The organism is Saccharomonospora marina XMU15 (assembly GCF_000244955.1).
GTDB lineage: Bacteria > Actinomycetota > Actinomycetes > Mycobacteriales > Pseudonocardiaceae > Saccharomonospora_A > Saccharomonospora_A marina.
Window position 1 is genome coordinate 98,519 of record NZ_CM001439.1, and the last position, 19,172, is coordinate 117,690.

Here is a 19,172-nt window from a genome sequence, read left to right on the forward strand (position 1 = left end):
TTCCATCCGTCGCTTTGGAAAGGTGTCCCGTGTCCACGGCCTTGCCCGACCGCGTCGGCTTTCGAGCCGCGGGTGGCCTGTTGGTCCGAGCTGTTGCAGAGGGCGAGCTGAAACTTCCGCCATGGCCGGCGCTGACTGCGACCGGGGCCGACGCCGTCACCGCGTGGGTGGACTGGCTGCGCGAAGTGTGGCAGGTCGAAGCCGTCCGTGACGCCATCGGCCTGGCCAGCCCTGTCCTTGCTGACCGCGTCCACAACCTGTGTGGCGCTCAGCTTGCCAGCGAGCGCGAATCCCGGCGCGTGGTGCTGTCCGTTCTGCGGTACCTGGCACGGTTGACCGGCCGTCCGACTCCCAACGGCTTGTTCGCCGGGGTCGCCGCCGCGCGGTTCGACGCGGATCCGTCTCGGCGTTGGGGCGATGATCATCGCGCGGACGCTGCGGCCGACGCCGGGTGGCTGGCCGAGGTCATCCGGCGGTTGGAGGGTCAGGCCGAGATCCTGGAGCGCTTGGTCCTCGTCGCGAACTCCACGTTGATGGTGCGCGGTGAGCGGCTTGTGGTTCCGTACCAGCCGACCGTCAACCATCGAGGCACCGGCGCAGTCGAAGTCGAACTTCGCTACACCGGCCCGGTGCGCGCGGCCGTGCGAGCTGCGCGGACACCGATTCCTTTCGATGACATGCGCGAGCAGGTTCAGGCCGAGTTTCCGAGCGCCGCCGGGAGCACGGTGACCGGCTTGCTGGCCACGTTGGTCGCTCGTCGCGTGCTCGTCACCAACCTCCATGCGCCGAGCACGGAGCCCGACGCATTTGGCCACTTGGTGCGCGAGCTGGCCACGGTCGGCGAGGCTGCCACCGAGTGGTGCATGACGCTGAACGACATCCACGACATGTTGCGGCGACATCGGAACAGCCCAGTGGAAGCGCGGCGCAGGCTACGGACCGACGTCGCCGCGTCCATGAGCCGCCTGGCTCCGTCACGGCGGAGCCCAGTCACGGTCGACCTGCGGCTGGACCTAGACGTAGTGCTCCCCAGCGCAGTCGCCCGCGAAGCGGAACGTGCCGCGCTGGTCCTGGCGCGACTGACCTCCCGCGCCAGCAGTACGGCAGCCTGGGCGGACTTCCACCGACGCTTCTACCAGCGGTTCGGCACCGGCGCACAGGTGCCCCTGCTCGAGGTCATTGCCGACAGCGGGATCGGCTGGCCTGACGGCTACCCCGGCACCAGGGGAGTGGTCACACGACCCCAGCAGACGCCTCGGGACGAACGGCTGCTGGCGTTGGCCCAGGCCGCCGCGTTGGACGGTCAGCAAGAGGTCGTCCTCGACGAGAGGTTGATCGCCGAGCTGGAGCTGGCGCCGGTGCAGTCGATGCGGCTGCCCTCGCACCTCGAGTTGTGCGCCCGCGTCGACTCCCCGAGCCTGCAAACCCTGAAGCAGGGCAACTTCCAGCTCGTCGTCACCTCAGTCTCGCGATCGGCCGGCGTCGTCAGCGGCCGATTCCTGCACCTGTTCGACGAACACGACCGCCGAATGCTGATCACGCCGCTCGCCCCGCCCGCGTCTGACGGGGTAATCCAGGCCCAGTTGTCATTCCCGCCTCTGGATCCCGCCACCGCACACGTCGCCCGCAGCGCCCAGGTCCTGCCAACCATCGTCAGCCTCGCCGAACACCGCGACACCGCCGCGTCAACAGCGGTTCTCACGGCGGCGGACTTGGCGGTCAGTTGCGACAGCGACCGCCTGTATCTGACCGCACCCGCCCTCGGCGCGAGGGTCGAAGCGTGGGGCTTGCACGCACTCAACCTGCGCAAACACACTCCGCCGCTGGCCCGCCTCCTGGTCGAACTGACCCGCGCACACTGCGCAGAGGTCACCGACTTCGACTGGGGCACGGCGGCCACGTTGCCGTTTCTTCCCCGGCTGCGCTTCGGCCGCATCGTGCTGTCCCCGGCCCGGTGGCGGTTGGCCGCAGCCGACCTTCCCGACCGGACCTCCAGCTGGGCGACCTGGGAGGGCGCCTTGGCCGAATGGCGCACCCGCCGCCGCCTTCCGCAGGCGGTGTTCCTGGTCGACGGGGACTGGCGGTTGCCGCTCGATCTCGTCGAGGAAACGCACCGGGTCCTGCTGCGCGAGCACCTCGGTACCCACCCCCACGCGGTGCTGGAGGAAGGACCCGCTGAGAACGCCGCCGGATGGCTCGATGGCCGTGCTCACGACGTCGTCGTGCCCATGGCCAGCTATCAGCCGCAGGCCACGACGCGACCACCACGCCCGACGTCCCAGCGGATCGTCCGGCCAGGTGAGCACGGGCTGTCGCCGGGTGGTTCCCCCATGCTGTTCGCCAAGCTCTACGGCGACCCGCAACGTCACAACAGCGTGCTCGCCAAGCACCTGCCCGCACTGCTGGCGGAGTGGGGCGAGGCCCAACCGCGGTGGTGGTTTCTGCGATTCCGCGAGGGCAACGAGCACTACCTGCGCTTGCGGATCAGTCTCCGCAGCGCAGAGCCAGTGGTGTTCGGCGAGGCGGCTGGCCGGGTCAGCGCCTGGGCCGACCGGCTCCGCCGCCTCGGCCTGCTGCGTGACATCGCTTTCGCGACCTCCTACCCGGAGACCGGCCGCTGGGGCTCAGGTGCGGCACTGTCAGCCGTCGAGGCGTTCTTCACGGCTGACTCCCGCGCCGTGCTCGCCCAGCTCGCCTGGCCCGCGCGAACGCACGACCATGCTCTGGCCGCGGCGAACTTCGCCGCCATCGCCGTCGCCTTCATGGGAGGGACTGAATCCGGGATGCGGTGGCTGATCGACCATGTCCCGGCCAAACCTCCTGCCGTCGTGCCCCGGCCGGTGTTCGCCGAGGCACGATGCCTCGCCGACCCCTCCGACGATTTCCGTGCCTTGCGCAGCACGCCAGGTGCGGCTTCGGTTGTCGCGACATGGGCCGAGCGCGCCCAGACCGTAGCCGCCTACCGAGCGCACCTGTCCGGGGCCGAGGCCGAGGGCGTCGACCTGGACGCCGCCTTGGGCTCGTTGCTGCACACGCACTTCCTGCGGGCCTACGGCATCGAACCCGACGACAAGGCGGTGTGCCTTTACCTGGCCCGGACCGCGGCCCTGACCTTCGCCGCCCGCACCGGAGGACCGCGATGAACGCCGACCTCGCCTCGAACACCGCGGTCGAGTACGCGACGGGGATCGCCGATCGCCTCGCCCGGCCGGACGCCGCCCACCTGCCCACGGACGAGCCGTGGTGGCACCAATCCCTCGCCCACGGCGCTCCCGGCGTGGCACTGCTGCACATCGAGCTAGCAGCCGCCGGGATACGGCCATTCGACCGCGCCCACGACTGGCTGACCGCCGTTACCAGCAAGCCGATCACCGCCGGAGCGAGCACCGGCTTGTTCTACGGCGCGCCGGCAGTCGCGCGCGCCCTCGCGGGCGCCGCCACAGTCCGTCCCGGCACGTACCAGTCCGCCCTTACGCCCTTGACCCGGCAGATCGCCGCCGACGCCCACAACCGCGTCGACAAGGCCCACGAGCGCATGGATGCCGTCGGGATGTTGCCGCAGATGGCCGAGTTCGACACGATTCGGGGCCTCGCTGGTCTCGGTGCCCATCTGCTGCACCACGACCCCGACGGCACCGCCCTGCCGGCCGTTCTAGGCGCCCTCGTGCGGCTCACCCAACCGGTGATGGTCGAAGGAGAGGCCATGCCGGGGTGGTGGACCCTCACCGGTCCCACCGGCCACGCGGACGACGAGTTCCCCGGAGGCCACGGCAACTTCGGCGTCGCACACGGCATCGGCGGCCCGCTGGCACTGCTGGCCCAGGCCCTGCGCCGGGGCATCGCCGTGGACGGGCAGCGCCAGGCCGTCGCGACGATCTGCGCCTGGCTGGACTCCTGGCGCATAAGCACTCCGAGCGGACACCGGTGGCCCTACATGATCACCCGAGACGAGGCACGGTCGACGCCCATGCACGTGCGGCACAGCGGGGCCAGCCGACGCCCGAGCTGGTGCTACGGAACAGCAGGCATCGCCCGCACCCTGCACCTCGCCGCCCTGGCCCTCGACGACGCCGATCGCCGCCAGACCGCAGAAGAAGCCCTGATCAGTGCCGTGACCGACCCGGAACAGGATGCGTTGATCAGCGACGCTTCGCTGTGCCACGGCTACGCCGGACTCGCCCGGATCACCGCTCACACCGCCATCGACGCACTGGAGCCGGCCGCTTCCCGACTCCGCGCGCTGGCCACCGAGATGCTGCACCGCGCCTGCGCCCAGGCCGTTCCCGAAAGCCCCGGCTTCCTCGAAGGCGCTGCCGGGGTCGGCGTAGCTGCCCTCGCCGCTGAGATCGAGCCCGCGACAGGCTGGGACACCAGCATGCTCATCACCTGATCCGTCCGAACCTGATCCGTCCGACCGAGAGGAGATTCCGCGCTGATGCTGCCGGACAGCTGGCACCACTACCTTGTCGAGTTCGCCGACCCGACAAGGGCCGAGCACACCGCCGCGACCCTGCTCGTACCCGCCCTCGACCAGGCACAGCAGGACGGCGAACTCAACACGTGGTGGCACCTGCGCAAGACACCCGCCTGGCGACTGCGTTACCAACCGGTCAACCCCGAGACCAAAGCGGTCGACACGCTGCTGTCCGACCTGGAGGCCGATGGGCATCTCGCGCGCTGGACTCGCGGCATCTACGAACCCGAAACCCTTGCCTTCGGTGGACCCGCCGCGATGGACATCGCGCACTCGCTGTTTCACCATGACAGCCGCCACTGCCTCGCCCGTGCCACGAAACCCGCTGCCTTGGGTCAGAGAGAGACCACCGTCCTGCTGTTCGGCTCGATGCTGCGCGCCGCCGGACTGGACTGGTTCGAGCAGGGCGACGTCTGGGACAAGGTGGCTGCGCTCCGGCCCACCGCCCAACCCCACTCCAACAACTCTCCGCACACCGAGCGGTTGAGCCAAGCCGTGCGCCGACTGATGACCACCAACACGCACAAGGTCGCCGACGTCGCCCCCGACGTGGTTCCCGAGACCTGGTGGACAGCGTTCGACACGGCCGGCCGCCAACTCGCCGAACTCGCTCGCGCCGGACACCTCGAGCGTGGCCTGCGCGCCGTTCTGGCGCACCACTTCATCTTTCACGCCAACCGCGCCGGTCTCTCCGGCATCGACCAGGCCACCATCGCCGCGCTGGCCGTCGACACCGTTTTCCACAGCACGCCTACCCGGCAGGCACCAGCCGGGACCACCTCCAACACCGTTAGGGTTCCCGCAATGACAACCACCGTCAGTGACGCTTCCACCGGCTCCGCCGACGAGCTGCGTACCAAGCTCGCCGACCGCCTCATCAAGGACGGCACCATCCGCACCGACGCTGTGGAGGCCGCGTTCCGGCAGGTGCCCCGACACCTGTTCCTGCCCGACGTCCCCCTGGTCGAGGCATACGCCGACGAGCCCGTCTACACCAAACACGAGGGCGACGGCACCCGCATCAGCGCCGCGTCCCAGCCCAAGATCGTCGCCATGATGCTCGAACAGCTCGGCATCCAGCCCGGCGAGCGGCTGCTCGAACTCGGCGCGGCCACCGGCTACAACGCCGCCCTGATGGCCACCCTCACCGGCGCCGACGGGCACGTCACCACGATCGACATCGACGAGGACCTCGTCGCCGGTGCCCGCGAGCACCTCGCCGCCGCCAGCATCAGCAACGTCGAGGCGGTCGCCGCCGACGGCGCGCTCGGCCACCCGGAGAACGCGCCCTTCGACCGCGTCATCGCCACCGTCGGCGCCCACGAGATCCCCGCCGCCTGGCTCGACCAGCTCGCACCCGGCGGACGCCTGGTAGCTCCGGTGCGCCTGCGTGGTTGTGCCTCTCGCAGCATCGTCTTCGAACGCGACCAGGACGGCTGGAGCAGCCTGAGCAGCGAGATGGCGATCTTCATGCCGCTGCGTGGCCTTGGCGACGACGCTCGCCGCGTTCTGGACCTCACCGGCACCGGGGAGGTGACGCTGCAAATCCACAAGGACAACAACCACGCCACCGACCCGGACAACCTGACCGGGGTCTTCGAAAGCCCGGCCTGCGAAGTGTGGACCGGCGTGCACTTCGTCCCGATGGAATCCTTCGAATGGCTGGATCTCTGGCTGGCTTGCCACCTGCCCAACCCGCTGATGCGCATGGAGGTCGCCGCCGCCGCGAAGGAAAGCGGCCTTGTGCGGCCGATGTTCCCCTCGGTGGCGATGGCCACCACCGCCGCCGATGGCAGCCTCGCCTACCTCACCATCCGCGCCGCTGACCCCGATCCGGACGGCGGCCGACGCTACGAGGTCGGCGTCATCGGCCACGGCCCCAACGCGCAGGAACTCGCCGAGCAGGTCTCGGTCGAGATCTCGACGTGGGACCAGGGCTTCCGCTCCAGCACCGTCCGATTCGCCATTCCCGACACCGCGCCCCAGCCGGACACCAACCCCGGCTTCGTGGTCCTGGACCGCCCCACCAAGCCCATGACCGTCACCTGGGAGTGACGCCCGTGGACCCCGCCGGCCAGTTCGCGCGCCGCTTCCCCCTCGTTGCCCGAACCCGCCCGGCCTGCCTCCCGCTGGCCCGGCGGGTGGCCGAGCTGTGCGACCGAGCACGCCAAGTCGAGCACAGCGGCGACCTCGCCGAAGCCGCCGCCGTGCACAACAACGCGGCGCTCATCGCCTCCGACTGCGGCCTGCCCGAACTGGCCCGGCGGTGGTGCCACCAGCAGGTGAACATCTACCTGCGCGTCCGCCCCTTGGGCGCGCAGGTAGCCCGGCTCGCTCTCGAACCGATCACCAACCTCGCCCGTCTTTACATCCGCGAGGGTCAGGGCGAGCGCGCCTTCGCGCTGATGGACACCCTGTTCACCGCGGTCTCCGCCCGAACTGACGCCATCGTCGACGGCATCGAGATCCCGGCCGAACTCACCGACTCCGCCGAGACGCACCAGCACATCCGCAGCTGGCTGTGGGCAGTCCTGCTGGCGACCGGTGGCCGCGCTCTGGCCGCAGCCGGCCGCTGGGCGGAGGCACGCGCCCGGCTCGACGCGTACAAGGGCGTCGGGCGACGGATGCTTGACGGTCGCCAGATCGCGGTCATCGCCCACGCCGTATCCAGGGACACCGACAGTGCCCTTGCCCTCCTGGCCGAGACAACACCAGGAGACCCCTGGGAGAACGCCGTGACTGCCTGCCTGACCATCCAGTGCACCTCGGGCGACGCCGACTTGGCCGCGCTCGTGAACCGGTACCACGGCCTCGACGTCTCCGCGCCAGGCTTGGCGGTCTTCCACACACGGCTCGGGTTGTCCTTCATTGACGCCATCGGCACTGTCGACGATCCATCCGTCCGCCAGATCGCCGTCAATCTGATCGACCACGCCACCGCTACACGAGACGGATACGTCGCCCGCGACGTGCTCACCCACAATGGCTGCCGCGAACTGCTCACCGACTCCCAAGCACGCGAGATGTCCGACTTGGTAGAAGCGTGTGCGCTCGGCAGCGGCACACTCCCTGCCCCGCTGCTGGCAGACCTCACGACAGCACTCGCCTCCGCCGAAGAGGTCATGGCACGCAAGGTGAAGGCGATGTCTTCCTACGTCAACGTTCCAGCAAGCTCGTGATGCAGGTCCCATCGAAGCCGTTACACCACAACGGATTTGGTTCCTCCGTCCGAGAAGCAGTCCCTGACGATAATTAGCCATTACCCGCCAACCCGACGACCGTTGACACGAAGGAACCGATGCACACCACCACTACTTCGCCGGAAGCGTTGCGTGCGGCAATGGTCGAGAGAATCCGGAAAGCCGGACACGCGCGGCGAAGCGAAGTCGAGCGGGTGCTGCTCGACACACCGCGGCACGAGTTCGTACCGGACGCCGACCTGGCGGTCGCCTACGACCCGTGGCAGGCGGTAGTCACCCATCGCTTCGACGACGGCCGGTCGTTGTCCTGTGCGTCGGCGCCGTGGTTGGTCGCGGCGATGCTCGACCAACTCGACGTCCAACCTGGCAACCGCATCCTGGAAATCGGCGCAGGCACTGGATACAACGCGTGTCTGCTCGCCCAGTTGACCGGCCGCGCGGACCTGGTGACCACGATCGACATCGACCCGGACGTCACCGCGAAAGCCTCCGGAGCGCTGGCTGCAACAGGCTACGGCGACGTTCACGTGATCACCGGTGACGGCGGGCTCGGCTACCCCGACCACGCCCCGTACGATCGCATGATCGCTACCGTCTCGCCTTGGGACATACCCGCCTCGTGGTGGCAGCAACTTGCCCCCGGAGCACGGCTGGTCGCCCCGCTGCGGTTCCCTGTCAAGTCAGCGTGTTGAACCGTTTCGTCGGGCGGTGGTGGCGTTCCCAGCCGCCGCTCGGACCGATTAACGTGGGTGCTGAGGGTGCTCAGCCGGTGCGCGAGCCGATGGTCAGGGTGACGGATTGGGATGTGTCTGCGCGGATGAGGGTGGCCGGCACCTTCTGTCCTGGCTGGGTGTGTCGGAGGGCAGCCAGGAGGTCCTCGACGCTGCGGATTGGTGTGCCGGCGAATTCGGTGATGACGTCGCCGGTGCGGATGCCGCTGCTGGCGGCGGGTCCGTTTTGGTCGATGCCGAGGACGAGTGCGCCATGGTCGGTGTGTGCGCCGAGTTGTTGTTGGATGTCGGGGGTGAGCCGGCCGAGCGAGATCCCGAGGTAGGGGTGGGTCGCGGTGCCCTTGGTGAGCAGTTGGTCGGCGATGTCGGTGACGGTGGCCGAGGGGATGGCGAACCCGAGAGACACCGCCCCCGCGGCGGGCGGGATGTATGCCTCGTTGATGCCCACGACCCGGCCCTGCGTGTCGAGCAGTGCCCCGCCGGAGTTGCCGGGGGAGATCGAGGCGTCGGTTTGAATGAGGTCCACAAGGGACTGGGTTTGCCCGGCGGAGCCGGGGATCTCGCGGTGCAGCCCGGAGATGATGCCAGCGGTCACAGAGTTCTCGAAGCCCAGCGGGCTGCCGATGGCCAGGGCTCGTTCACCGGGCCGGGGCAGGTCGTTGCGGTACTGGGGCACGGGCAGGTTCTTGCGGTCGGTGCGCACGACGGCAAGGTCGGTGATGGTGTCGGTGGCCAGGACGGTGCCGGGTGAGCGGGCGCCGTCGGCGTAGGCGATGGTGACCTCTCGCTGGGTTCCCACGACGTGCTGGTTGGTGACCACGACGTCCGGTCGCAGGACGACCCCGCTGCCCAGGTCCTGGCCGGCCTGGACGGTGACCACGCTGGGGCTGACCCGGTCGACCACGTCGGCGTACCCGGCCTCTGGCCCCGCGGGGGCAGGGGCCGAGGCAGTGGTGGTGCTCGGCTGAGCGGGATTGCCCGATCCGGTCGTGCAGGCTGACAGCGCAATGGCCGCCGCCGCGACAGCACCGCAGATCCGCGCCGTTCGAGGGTTAACTGTGCTGGTCATCGCGCGAGGCTCCTCATCGTGGGGGCCAGTGCACCCGCCCAACTCGACCGGGGCGCGGGGCGCGCTGGACCCGACGGGCCGGCCGGCACCTGACTGGCTAGCTGCCGCAAGCGGCGGATGCGCTCGGCGGTCGGTGGGTGGGTGCTGAACAGCGCCGCCACCCCGTCGTCGCTGAGTGGGTGAGCGATCATGAGGTGGGCGTACGCAGCGTGTGGAGCGTCTGCGGGCAGCGGCAACTGCCGTGTCCACTGGTCGATCTTTTGCAGGGCGCTGGCCAGGGCGAGCGGGTCGCCGGAGAGGTCCGCGCCGTCGGCGTCGGCTTGGTATTCGCGGCTGCGGCTGATGGCGAGCTGGATCAGCCCGGCCGCTACGGGGGCAAGGATCAGCATCAGCAGCGCGGCCAGCGGGTGGGGTGCGTCCTCGTCCTCAGTGGGCGATCCGATGGGCAGGAACAGGGCGAGGTTGGCCAGGCTGGTGAGGATCCCGGCCAGGGCGGCGGCGACGCTGGAGGTGAGGATGTCCCGGTTGTACACGTGGGACAGTTCGTGGCCCAGGACCGCGCGCAGCTCGCGTGGGGTGAGCAGACGCAGGATGCCGTCGGTGACGCAGACCGCGGCGTGGCGGGGACTGCGGCCGGTGGCGAACGCGTTGGGCTGGGCGATGGGGCTGACATACAGCCGCGGCATCGGCTGGCCGGCACTGGTGGCAAGCTCGCGCACCATCGCATGCAACTCGGGTGCCTGCACTTCGTTGACCGGGCGGGCGGCCATGGCGTGCAACGCAATCGTGTCGGAGTAGAAGTAGGCGGCCCCGTTCATCACCAGCGACAGCACGGTGGCCACGATGAGTCCGGTGCTGCCGCCGAGCGCGTAGCCGATGGTGAGGATGAGCGCGGTGAGCACACCGAGCAGCAGCGCGGTCTTGAGCGCGTTGGTGTAGCGCCGCACCATGAGGATTCACCTCCCGTTGTCGTCTGGTGTTCTGGGTTATGACCCGGTGCCGGCGGCTACTCGGTCGGCCGGGTCCTGGCTCGGGCCGGTGTCGGGGTTGTCGAAGCTGACCGTCAGCCCGCCGTCGGCTAGTCCGATGTGGATGGTGGCGCCGTCGTGCACGTCGCCGCCGAGCAGGGCGCGGCCGATGCGGGTTTCGACCTCGCGGGCGATGAACCGGCGCAACGGTCGGGCGCCGTAGACCGGGTCGAACCCTTGCTGGGCGATGAAATGCCGCGCCGGCTCAGACAGCCGCAGGGTCATCCGGCGTTCGGCGAGCCGGGCACGCAGCTCGTCGGTCATCAGTTCGACGATGCGTTCGATCTCGGCCTCGGTCAGCGGTTTAAACAGTACGATGTCGTCGATCCGGTTAAGGAACTCGGGCCGGAAGTGCCCGCGCAGCGCCGCCATCACCCGTTCCCGCGCGTCGGGTTTGATCTCGCCGCCCGCGGTCGCGCCGTCCAGCAGGAACTCCGACCCGATGTTGGACGTCATGATGATCACGGTGTTGCGGAAGTCGACGGTGCGGCCCTGGGCGTCGGTGAGCCGGCCGTCGTCGAGGACCTGCAGCAGCGTGTTGAACACGTCGGTGTGGGCTTTCTCGATCTCGTCGAACAGCACCACCGAGTACGGCTTGCGGCGTACCGCCTCGGTGAGTTGCCCGCCTTCCTCGAAGCCGACGTAGCCGGGTGGGGCGCCGACGAGGCGGGAGACGGTGTGGCGTTCCTGGTACTCGCTCATGTCCAGGCGCACCATGTTGTCCGCGGTGTCGAACAGCGCCGCCGCGAGGGTTTTGGCGAGTTCGGTCTTGCCGACCCCGGTGGGGCCGAGGAACACGAACGAGCCGATCGGCCGGCGCGGGTCCTTGATGCCCGAGCGGGCCCGGATGATCGCGTCCGCGACCAGTTGCACGGCCTCGTCCTGGCCGACCACCCGCTCGTGCAGGATCTCGTCCAGCCGCAGCAACTTCTCCCGCTCGCCCTCCTGCAGGCGGGACACGGGGATGCCGGTCCAGCGGGAGACGATCGCGGCGATCTCGTCCGCGGTGACCACCTCACGCAGCAACCGCCGTCCGCCCTGCTTGGTCGTCAGCTGCTGTTCTTCGGCCTCCAGGCGGCGTTCCAGCTCGGGCAGCGTGCCGTGGCGCAGTTCGGCGGCACGGTTGAGGTCGTAGTCGCGTTCGGCCAGTTCGGCGTCGTGGCGGACCTGGTCGATCTCTTGGCGCAGGGCCTGAACCTTGCGCAGCGCGGAGCGTTCGGCTTCCCACTGGGCGCGCGTGGCGTCGGCTTCGGCGCGCAGGTCGGCCAACTCCTTGCGCAGTTCGGTGAGCCGGGACTGGCTGGCGGGGTCGGTCTCCTTCGCGAGGGCGGCTTCCTCGATCTCCAGGCGCATCACCCGCCGGGTCAGTTCGTCCAGTTCGGCGGGCATGGAGTCGATCTCGGTGCGCAGCATGGCGCAGGCTTCGTCGACCAGGTCGATGGCCTTGTCGGGCAGGAACCGGTCGGAGATGTAGCGGTGGCTCAACGTGACGGCGGCGACCAGGGCGCTGTCCTGGATCTTGACGCCGTGGAAGATCTCCAGCCGCTCGCGCAGGCCGCGGAGGATGGAGATCGCGTCGGCCTCGTCGGGTTCGTCGACGAGCACGGGCTGGAAGCGGCGTTCCAGGGCGGCGTCCTTCTCGATGTGCTTGCGGTACTCGTCGACCGTGGTGGCGCCGATCATGTGCAGCTCGCCGCGGGCGAGCATCGGCTTGAGCATGTTCCCGGCGTCCATGGCACCTTCCGCGGCGCCGGCGCCCACGACGGTGTGCAGTTCGTCGACGAACAGCAGGATCCGGCCTTCGGCGGCTTTCACCTCGTTGAGGACGGCCTTGAGCCGTTCCTCGAACTCGCCGCGGTATTTCGCGCCCGCGACGAGCGAACCCATGTCGAGGGCGAAGACGGTCTTGTCGCGCAAGCCTTCGGGCACGTCGCCGCGGTGGATGCGCTGGGCGAGTCCCTCGACGATGGCGGTCTTGCCGACACCGGGGTCGCCGATGAGCACCGGGTTGTTCTTGGTCTTGCGGGACAGGATCTGCACCACGCGGCGGATCTCAGAATCACGCCCGATGACTGGGTCGAGCTTGCCGGCGGCGGCGTCGGCGACGAGGTCGCGGCCGTACTTGTCCAGCGCTTCGTAGGCGACCTCGGGCATGGCGGAAGTGACCCGCTGGTTGCCGCGGATCGCGGTGAGCGCCTGCAGGAACGTGTCGCGGGTCAGGCCGTGCTCGTGCAGCACCCGGCCCGCGGCGGTGGTGGTTCCTTCCTCGATCAGCGCGATCACCAGGTGCTCGACCGAGACGTACTCGTCCTTGAGCCGTTTGGCCTCGCGCTCGGCGGTGTCGAGCAGCCGGACCAGCCGCTGGGTGAGGAAGATCTGCCCCGGCGCGGCGCCGGGCCCGGACACCTTGGGACGGCGTCCCAGTTCGGCCTCCAGCCCGGTGCGCAGCGTGTCCGGGTCCGCCTGGGCCTGGGACAACAGCCGCGGCACCAGTCCGTCCGGGTCGTCCAGCAGCGCCAGCAGCAGGTGCTCACCGTCGACCTCGGTGTGGCCGAAGCGCACCGCCTTCGTCTGGGCGTCGTGCAGTGCCTGCCGGGATTTCTGGGTCAGAGGGTCGGTGTTGTCCACGGGTCACCTCCACGGTTGTCGTTGACTACGGCGCAGCGCGCTTTCGAGCTGGTCGACCCGGTCCAGCAGGTCCAGCACCAGCCCGAGAGCGGCGTAGTTGACCGAGAACGCGGCGCGCAGCCGCTGCATGCGGGCCAGCCGCGCGAGCTGGTCCGGGGCGAACCACAGCGCCCCGGCCCGGTCTCGCTCCGGGTCGAGCAACCCGAGCGCGACGAACCGGGTCACCAGGTCGGGGTGGGTACCGGTGGCGCGGGCGAAGGATTCCAGGTCCAGCCACCCATGCCGGTTGTGGTGGGGATCGCGCTGGTAGCGGATCAACGCATAGCTCATCGGGGCACCTGGGATCGAACTGTCGGTCATGACCGCCTCCTCGCCGACGTGCCGCGGGGGTCGAAGGTCGAGGCTGTGGCCAGTTCGGCGAACAGCCGGCGCTCGGCGTCGGTAAGCCGGTCGGGCACCACGATCCGCGCCTCGGCGTAGAGGTCACCGGCCTGGCCGCGCGGGTGCGGCATGCCCTGGCCGCGCAACCGCAACCGCCGGCCGCTGGAGGTCCCCGCCGGGACCTTCACCTTGGTCTGCCCGCCCGGTGTGTCCACCGCGACCGTCGCGCCCAATGCGGCCTCCCACGGCGCCAACGGCAAATCGACGGTCAGGTCCCGTCCATCGACCCGGTAACGCGGGTGCGGCGCCAGCCGCACCACCAGATACAGATCGCCCGCCGCCCCGGTGGCGCCGATGCCCTGCCCGCCTTGCCCGGCCAACCGGATCCGCTGCCCGTCGGTCACCCCGGCGGGAATCGTCACCCGCAGCGTGCGCGGCCCGCCGGGGCCGGGCAGGGTCAGCGAACGCTGCCCGCCCCGATACGCCTCCTCGACAGTCAATTCGAGCTCGGCCTCCTGGTCCGCGCCCCGCACCGACTGCCCGCGGGCGCGGCCGGCGCGCTGGCCGAAGATGCCGCCGAACAGGTCCTCCACATCGAACTCGCCACCGAACCCGGCACCGAACGGCGACCCGCCGAACCCCCCGCCGGGCCCGGTGTTCACCCAGACCCGCTCACCACCGGAACCGGACCGCGCGCCGGCCCCGGCGCGTGCACGCCGCCAGGTCTCGGCGTCGACGCCCTCGGGCACCTGCCGGAAGTCCGGCCCGAACGCGTCGTAGCGGCGCCGCGTCTCCGGGTCCGAGAGCACCTGGTACGCCTCGGAGACCTCCTTGAACCGATCCTCGGCCCCAGGTTGCTTGTTCACGTCCGGGTGGTACTTGCGCGCCAGCGTGCGGTAGGCGCGCTGGATCTCCTCCTGACTGGCGGTGCGCGACACCCCCAGCGCCTCGTAGAAGTCACGAGCCACCGAGTGTCACCCCCTGTCCCGCTCGTCTCGGGATCCGTCGCTGGCGGCGCGGGTGGCGACCACAACCGTCGCCGGACGTAGTTGCCGGTCGGCGTCGCCGTAGCCGGGGCGCAGCACCTCGACCACGGTGCCCGGCTTCGCCTCGGTGTCCGCGCGGGTGGACACGGCCTCGTGCCGGGTCGGGTCGAACGCCACACCGTGGTCGTCACGGCGCGGATAGCCCAGTCCGGCCAGCACCGTCAGGGCCTGGTCGCGGACCGCGCGGATGCCCTGCACGATCGAGCCGGGGTCGGCGTCGGCGTGGGTCAGGGCGAGGTCGAGGTTGTCCACGACCGGCAGCCAGGCCGCGGCCACCCGGCCGCGCTCGTCAAGGCGTTGCCGTTCGCTGTCTCGGGCCACCCGCTTGCGCAGGTTATCCAGCTCCGCGGCGGTACGCCGCCACCGGTCCTCCAGCTCGGCCACTTGTGCCCGCAGCCGAGCCACCTCGTCCTCGGGCTGCGCCGGAGCGGCCGGGTCGGTTTCGGGAGCGGGCGGCTCGGCCCGCTCCCGCACGAACCGCTCCTCCGGCTGCTGCTCGCCGACCGTCGCTCGGCCGCCGGGGTCGAGGTGCTCGCCGGGGCCGGAGCGGATGCGGTCCTCGGCCATGGCGTGCCTCCTCTCACTCGCTGGTGAACTCGGCATCGATCACGTCATCGCCACCGCCGCCGTCCCGCCGGGCGCCGCCACCGGCCTGGTTGCCGGCGGTGCCTCCGGCCGCGGTGTCCAGGCCGTAGAACAGCTGCTGCAGCTCCGAGGTCAGCTCGCGCAGCCGCTCGATGCCGACGGTGTCGTCCTTGATCGCCTGGCGGGCGTCGGTGATGAGTAGCTCCGCGCGGGCCTTCTCGTGGGCAGGCGCGGCGTCACCCAACTCACCGAGGCGCTTCTCGACCTGATAGGCGATGGTGTCCAGGGTGTTGCGGGCATCGACGCGCTCGCGGATCTTGGCGTCCTCGCCGCGGTGCCGCTCGGCGTCGGCGACCATCCGCTCGACCTCACTCTGGTCGAGGTTGGACGACTCGCTGATGGTGATGGTCTGTTCGGCGCCGGTGTCCTTGTCCTTGGCGGAGACGTTGAGGATGCCGTTGGCGTCGAGGTCGAAGGTCACCTCGACCTGCGGCACCCCGCGCGGGGCCGGGCGGATGTTCTCCAGCCGGAACCGACCCAGCACCCGGTTGTCCGCCGCACGTTCCCGCTCACCCTGCAGCACCACGACATCGACGGCGTTCTGGTTGTCCTCGGCGGTGGAGAACACCTCGCTGCGCCGCGCCGGAATGGTGGTGTTGCGCTCGATCACCTTGGTCATCACCCCGCCGAGGGTCTCCACGCCGAGCGAGAGCGGAGTGACGTCGAGCAGCAGGACGTCGGACATCTCGCCCTTGATCACCGCGGACTGCAGCGCCGCGCCCAGCGCGACGACCTCGTCCGGGTTGACCGTCATGTTCGGGTCCTTGCCGCCGGTCAACCGCCGCACCAGCTGCTGCACCGCGGGGATCCGGGTCGAGCCGCCGACCAGGATCACCTCGTCGATATCGTTCGCGGTCACCTTCGCATCCGCCATCGCCTGCTGCACCGGGCCCATGCAGCGCTCCACCAAGTCCGCGGTGAGCTGGTCGAACTTCGACCGCATCAACGTGGTGTTCAGGTGCTTCGGGCCGCCGGCGTCGGCGGTGATGAACGGCAGGTTGATCGTGGTCTGCGACACCGAGGACAGCTCGACCTTCGCCTTCTCCGCCGCCTCGTACAGCCGCTGCAGCGCCTGCGGATCCTTGCGCAGGTCGATGCCGTAGTCCTTGCGGAACTCCTCAGCCAGCCAGTCCACGATCCGCCGGTCGAAATCGTCCCCGCCCAGATGCGTGTCACCCGCGGTGGCGCGGACCTCCACGACCCCGTCGCCAACGTCGAGCAGGCTCACGTCGAACGTGCCGCCACCCAGGTCGAACACCAGCACGGTCTCGTTCTTCTTCTTGTCCAGCCCGTAGGCCAGGGCTGCGGCGGTGGGTTCGTTGATGATCCGCAGCACGTTCAGCCCGGCGATCTTCCCGGCGTCCTTGGTCGCCTGCCGCTGCGCGTCGTTGAAGTACGCCGGCACCGTGATCACGGCCTCGGTGACCTTCTCGCCCAGGTACTTCGACGCGTCGTCGACCAGTTTGCGCAGCACCGCGGCGGAGATCTCCTCCGGCGCGACCTGCTTGCCGCGCACATCGAAACGCGCCGCGCCGTTCGGCCCGGAGGTCACCTCGTAGGACACCGTGTCCCGTTCGGTGGCCACCTCCTCGAACCGGCGGCCGATGAACCGCTTCGCCGACGCGACAGTGCCTTTCGGGTTCAGGATCGCCTGCCGGCGCGCGAGCTGACCGACCAGCCGCTCACCCTGGTCGGTGAACGCCACCACCGATGGGGTGGTGCGGCTGCCCTCGCTGTTCGGGATCACCGTCGGCTGGCCGCCCTCCACGGTGGCGATCACCGAGTTGGTGGTTCCCAGGTCGATACCGACTGCCTTAGCCATGAGAAGCGCCTCCCCTCACCTCATCAGGACTGGCTGGTCTGCAGCAGTTCGCGGGCGCGTTCGGCGTGCGCAGGGTCGACCAGCACCTCATACCGGTCGGCGATCAGCTGGCTGGCCGACAGGAAGTCCCGGCGGCCACCGGAGAGCGCATGCCAGATCAGAGCCGCCACGGCGCCGACCACCGCGCCCCACAGCAGCGCCCACAAGATCACCGCGAACCACGCGACCGCGTTCGTGGTAAACAGCGCCAGGAACACGCCGAACAGCAGCCCGATCCACAGCCCGTTCACCGCGCCCAGCCCGGCCGCCTTCGGATACGTCAACCGGCCCAGCACGTCTTCCACCAGGCGCAGGCCCACGCCGCTGATGGTGGTGTGCTCGACCGGGAAACCCTTGTCGGACAACGAGTCCACCGCGCGTTCCGCGTCGGCGTAGTTGTCGAAACCCGCCACGACCTCCCGGTTACGGGAGCTGGTCACCTGAGCCAATCGAGCCATTGCTTCCGCCTCCCTGTTGTTCCTGTTGTCAAGTCGTCTTCATGGGGTCTCTCCGCCCCACGAGCGCCACCACACGCACGCCGCGCGTAGCGGGAGAGAAATCACCGGCCAACCACCCGCATACCCGCCGCGGCTCGCACCAACCGGGCTTGCGGTCACCGCCGCCGACAGGCCGACGGGGTTCACCTGTCGGCTGGTGCGGATGCTGCACCTAGCGGGATGCCACGGGGCTCCGGTGTCGGTCGCCGTGCCCGCTGCGCGCCGGGCGCCTGGGGTTGCTGCCGTGCGCCGCACCGCCGGGATGGAGCACCCGCTCACCACGCAGTCGGCGTGGCGCGCGGTGCGCACCGTCCGGTGTGGGCCAGGGCGCGGCGGGTGCGCTGGTCCGGGGCGGTCGATGCGGGGCCGGCACCAGCCGGGCGTCGGCGAGCAGGTCGAGCTGGCTTAATGTCAGCGCCACGTGCCCGGCTGCCTCGGTGATCACCACCGGAACCCCGAGTACGTCGCGGAGCAGGCGCAGCAGCAGCCCGAACCCGGTGAAGTCCAGGCGCCGGACCCGGTGCAGATCGATCACGACCCGTCGCGCGCCGCCGGTGCGCAGCCGGGCCAGCCAGCCGGGCAGGTGCCGGCACAGGCGCTCGGCCTGCTCCGCGTTCGGACGCAGAATCCACACGCCGTCGCCGGAGTCGGCCAGCACGCGCCCGGCGGGCACCCCGCTGGCACGGGTCGGGCAGTCAGGCGTCCACGCCTGGGGCATACGCCGGTTGGTGCCGGTGCGCGCTGGCGGGGCGCCGTGCCCGGTGCTCGGCGCGGGCGTCGTTACGAACGTCGGTGCACTCGCCATCCCGAACACCACCTCCCATCCTGGCGTCCGCGAGCAGAGCGGGATGAGTTGGCCGTCGTTCACCCAACAAGACGTGCACGACTCCGTCCCGTGTTCCCGACACCACCCGTATTTGTGACTCACATCACACAAATCTTGAGTCTGTCAGGCTCAACTTCGGGAACAAGTGGCGGCTCAGGTTCGTCGTCATGGGTGTCCGGCCGCCGGGGCGGCAGCGCTCTGGCGGACGCGGTATCGACACGTGATCAAGTTGTGGAGGTGAGAGCCATGACGCTTCCTGCTGTGCGATCGTCGAGCTCGCTGCGGCACTGGGACCCGTTCCGGGAGTTTGAGGACCTCTACAGCCAGATGGGCCGCTGGATGGACTCGGTGGCCGGCCGCCTCGACGAGGGTGTGCGGGCCTGGGCGCCGCTGGCCGACGTGACCGAGACCGAGGACGCCTACCTGGTCGAGGTCGACCTGCCCGGCATCAAGCGGGACGACATCACCATCGACGTGGTCGGCACCGAGCTGGCCATCAACGGTGAGGTCAAACAGAAGGAGCGACAGGGCTGGTTCCGGCACCGCACCCGCCGCACCGGCCAGTTCGCCTACCGGGTGACCCTGCCGCAGGACGTGAACGCCGACAAGATCGAGGCCACCCTCGACGAGGGCGTGCTCACCGTCCGCGTGCCCAAGACCGAGGCGGCCAAGCCGCGCCGCATCGCGATCAACGGCAAGTGACCGTCCCCAGGCAGTTCGCCGACAACGTCCGCACCACCTGGCCCGCCCAGCAGGGCCGGGGTCGGTGGCGCGGGCGTTGCTGTG

The 19,172-nt window shown here is 69.9% G+C and carries 15 protein-coding genes; 6 read left to right on the forward strand and 9 right to left on the reverse strand.

The genetic code is table 11. The features are described 5' to 3' along the window. The first annotated feature begins 29 nt into the window (after positions 1 to 29). The 5 genes from SACMADRAFT_RS00515 (at position 30) to SACMADRAFT_RS00535 (ending at position 8,366) form a co-directional block, all read left to right on the forward strand. Complete coding sequence (locus SACMADRAFT_RS00515) at positions 30 to 3,143, forward strand: lantibiotic dehydratase (protein ID WP_009151815.1); 3,114 nt, start codon at positions 30 to 32, stop codon at positions 3,141 to 3,143. Continuing rightward, a complete protein-coding gene (locus SACMADRAFT_RS00520) occupies positions 3,140 to 4,390 on the forward strand; it encodes a lanthionine synthetase C family protein (RefSeq protein ID WP_009151816.1) in 1,251 nt (416 codons plus the stop codon). The genes SACMADRAFT_RS00515 and SACMADRAFT_RS00520 overlap by 4 nt, the downstream gene beginning before the upstream one ends. A 45-nt stretch (positions 4,391 to 4,435) precedes the next feature. Further along, positions 4,436 to 6,529: a methyltransferase, FxLD system gene (gene fxlM / locus SACMADRAFT_RS28830; protein ID WP_009151817.1), complete on the forward strand. Its 2,094-nt coding sequence runs from the start codon at positions 4,436 to 4,438 to the stop codon at positions 6,527 to 6,529. A gap of 227 nt (positions 6,530 to 6,756) precedes the next feature. Then, positions 6,757 to 7,653 (forward strand): hypothetical protein, encoded by an 897-nt coding sequence (locus tag SACMADRAFT_RS00530; RefSeq protein ID WP_232285513.1) that lies wholly within the window; start codon positions 6,757 to 6,759, stop codon positions 7,651 to 7,653. Positions 7,654 to 7,814: 161 nt separating this feature from the next. Beyond that, a complete protein-coding gene (locus SACMADRAFT_RS00535; protein ID WP_050998040.1) occupies positions 7,815 to 8,366 on the forward strand; it encodes a methyltransferase domain-containing protein in 552 nt (183 codons plus the stop codon). Positions 8,367 to 8,436: 70 nt separating this feature from the next. Here the strand turns inward: SACMADRAFT_RS00535 and SACMADRAFT_RS00540 are convergent, their stop codons facing one another. The 9 genes from SACMADRAFT_RS00540 to SACMADRAFT_RS00580 all read right to left on the reverse strand — a co-directional run bounded on the left by SACMADRAFT_RS00540 (position 8,437) and on the right by SACMADRAFT_RS00580 (position 18,365). Continuing rightward, positions 8,437 to 9,474: a S1C family serine protease gene (locus tag SACMADRAFT_RS00540; RefSeq protein ID WP_009151820.1), complete on the reverse strand. Its 1,038-nt coding sequence runs from the start codon at positions 9,472 to 9,474 to the stop codon at positions 8,437 to 8,439. Continuing rightward, on the reverse strand, positions 9,471 to 10,421 hold the full coding sequence (locus SACMADRAFT_RS00545) for a M48 family metalloprotease (protein WP_198285977.1): 951 nt from the start codon (positions 10,419 to 10,421) through the stop codon (positions 9,471 to 9,473). The genes SACMADRAFT_RS00540 and SACMADRAFT_RS00545 overlap by 4 nt, the downstream gene beginning before the upstream one ends. Positions 10,422 to 10,460: 39 nt before the next feature. Continuing rightward, on the reverse strand, positions 10,461 to 13,130 hold the full coding sequence (gene clpB, locus SACMADRAFT_RS00550; RefSeq protein WP_009151822.1) for an ATP-dependent chaperone ClpB: 2,670 nt from the start codon (positions 13,128 to 13,130) through the stop codon (positions 10,461 to 10,463). Between the two features lie 3 nt (positions 13,131 to 13,133). Further along, on the reverse strand, positions 13,134 to 13,490 hold the full coding sequence (locus tag SACMADRAFT_RS00555; protein WP_009151823.1) for a chaperone modulator CbpM: 357 nt from the start codon (positions 13,488 to 13,490) through the stop codon (positions 13,134 to 13,136). Next, a complete protein-coding gene (locus SACMADRAFT_RS00560; protein WP_009151824.1) occupies positions 13,487 to 14,479 on the reverse strand; it encodes a DnaJ C-terminal domain-containing protein in 993 nt (330 codons plus the stop codon). The genes SACMADRAFT_RS00555 and SACMADRAFT_RS00560 overlap by 4 nt, the downstream gene beginning before the upstream one ends. A 6-nt stretch (positions 14,480 to 14,485) precedes the next feature. Beyond that, the gene (locus tag SACMADRAFT_RS00565) at positions 14,486 to 15,124 is read right to left on the reverse strand and encodes a nucleotide exchange factor GrpE (RefSeq protein ID WP_009151825.1); all 639 of its coding nucleotides are present in this window, start codon (positions 15,122 to 15,124) and stop codon (positions 14,486 to 14,488) included. 13 nt (positions 15,125 to 15,137) lie between these two features. Continuing rightward, positions 15,138 to 17,024: a molecular chaperone DnaK gene (gene dnaK / locus SACMADRAFT_RS00570; protein ID WP_009151826.1), complete on the reverse strand. Its 1,887-nt coding sequence runs from the start codon at positions 17,022 to 17,024 to the stop codon at positions 15,138 to 15,140. Positions 17,025 to 17,047: 23 nt separating this feature from the next. Continuing rightward, positions 17,048 to 17,521 carry a general stress protein gene (locus tag SACMADRAFT_RS00575; protein ID WP_009151827.1) on the reverse strand — a complete coding sequence of 158 codons (474 nt, stop codon included), beginning with the start codon at positions 17,519 to 17,521 and terminating at the stop codon, positions 17,048 to 17,050. 211 nt (positions 17,522 to 17,732) lie between these two features. Then, the gene (locus tag SACMADRAFT_RS00580) at positions 17,733 to 18,365 is read right to left on the reverse strand and encodes an STAS domain-containing protein (RefSeq protein ID WP_009151828.1); all 633 of its coding nucleotides are present in this window, start codon (positions 18,363 to 18,365) and stop codon (positions 17,733 to 17,735) included. Between the two features lie 267 nt (positions 18,366 to 18,632). Here SACMADRAFT_RS00580 and SACMADRAFT_RS00585 point away from each other — a divergent pair, with 267 nt between their 5' ends. After that, positions 18,633 to 19,088, forward strand: coding sequence for an Hsp20/alpha crystallin family protein (locus SACMADRAFT_RS00585; RefSeq protein ID WP_009151829.1), 456 nt, complete (start codon positions 18,633 to 18,635; stop codon positions 19,086 to 19,088). Positions 19,089 to 19,172: the final 84 nt, after the last annotated feature.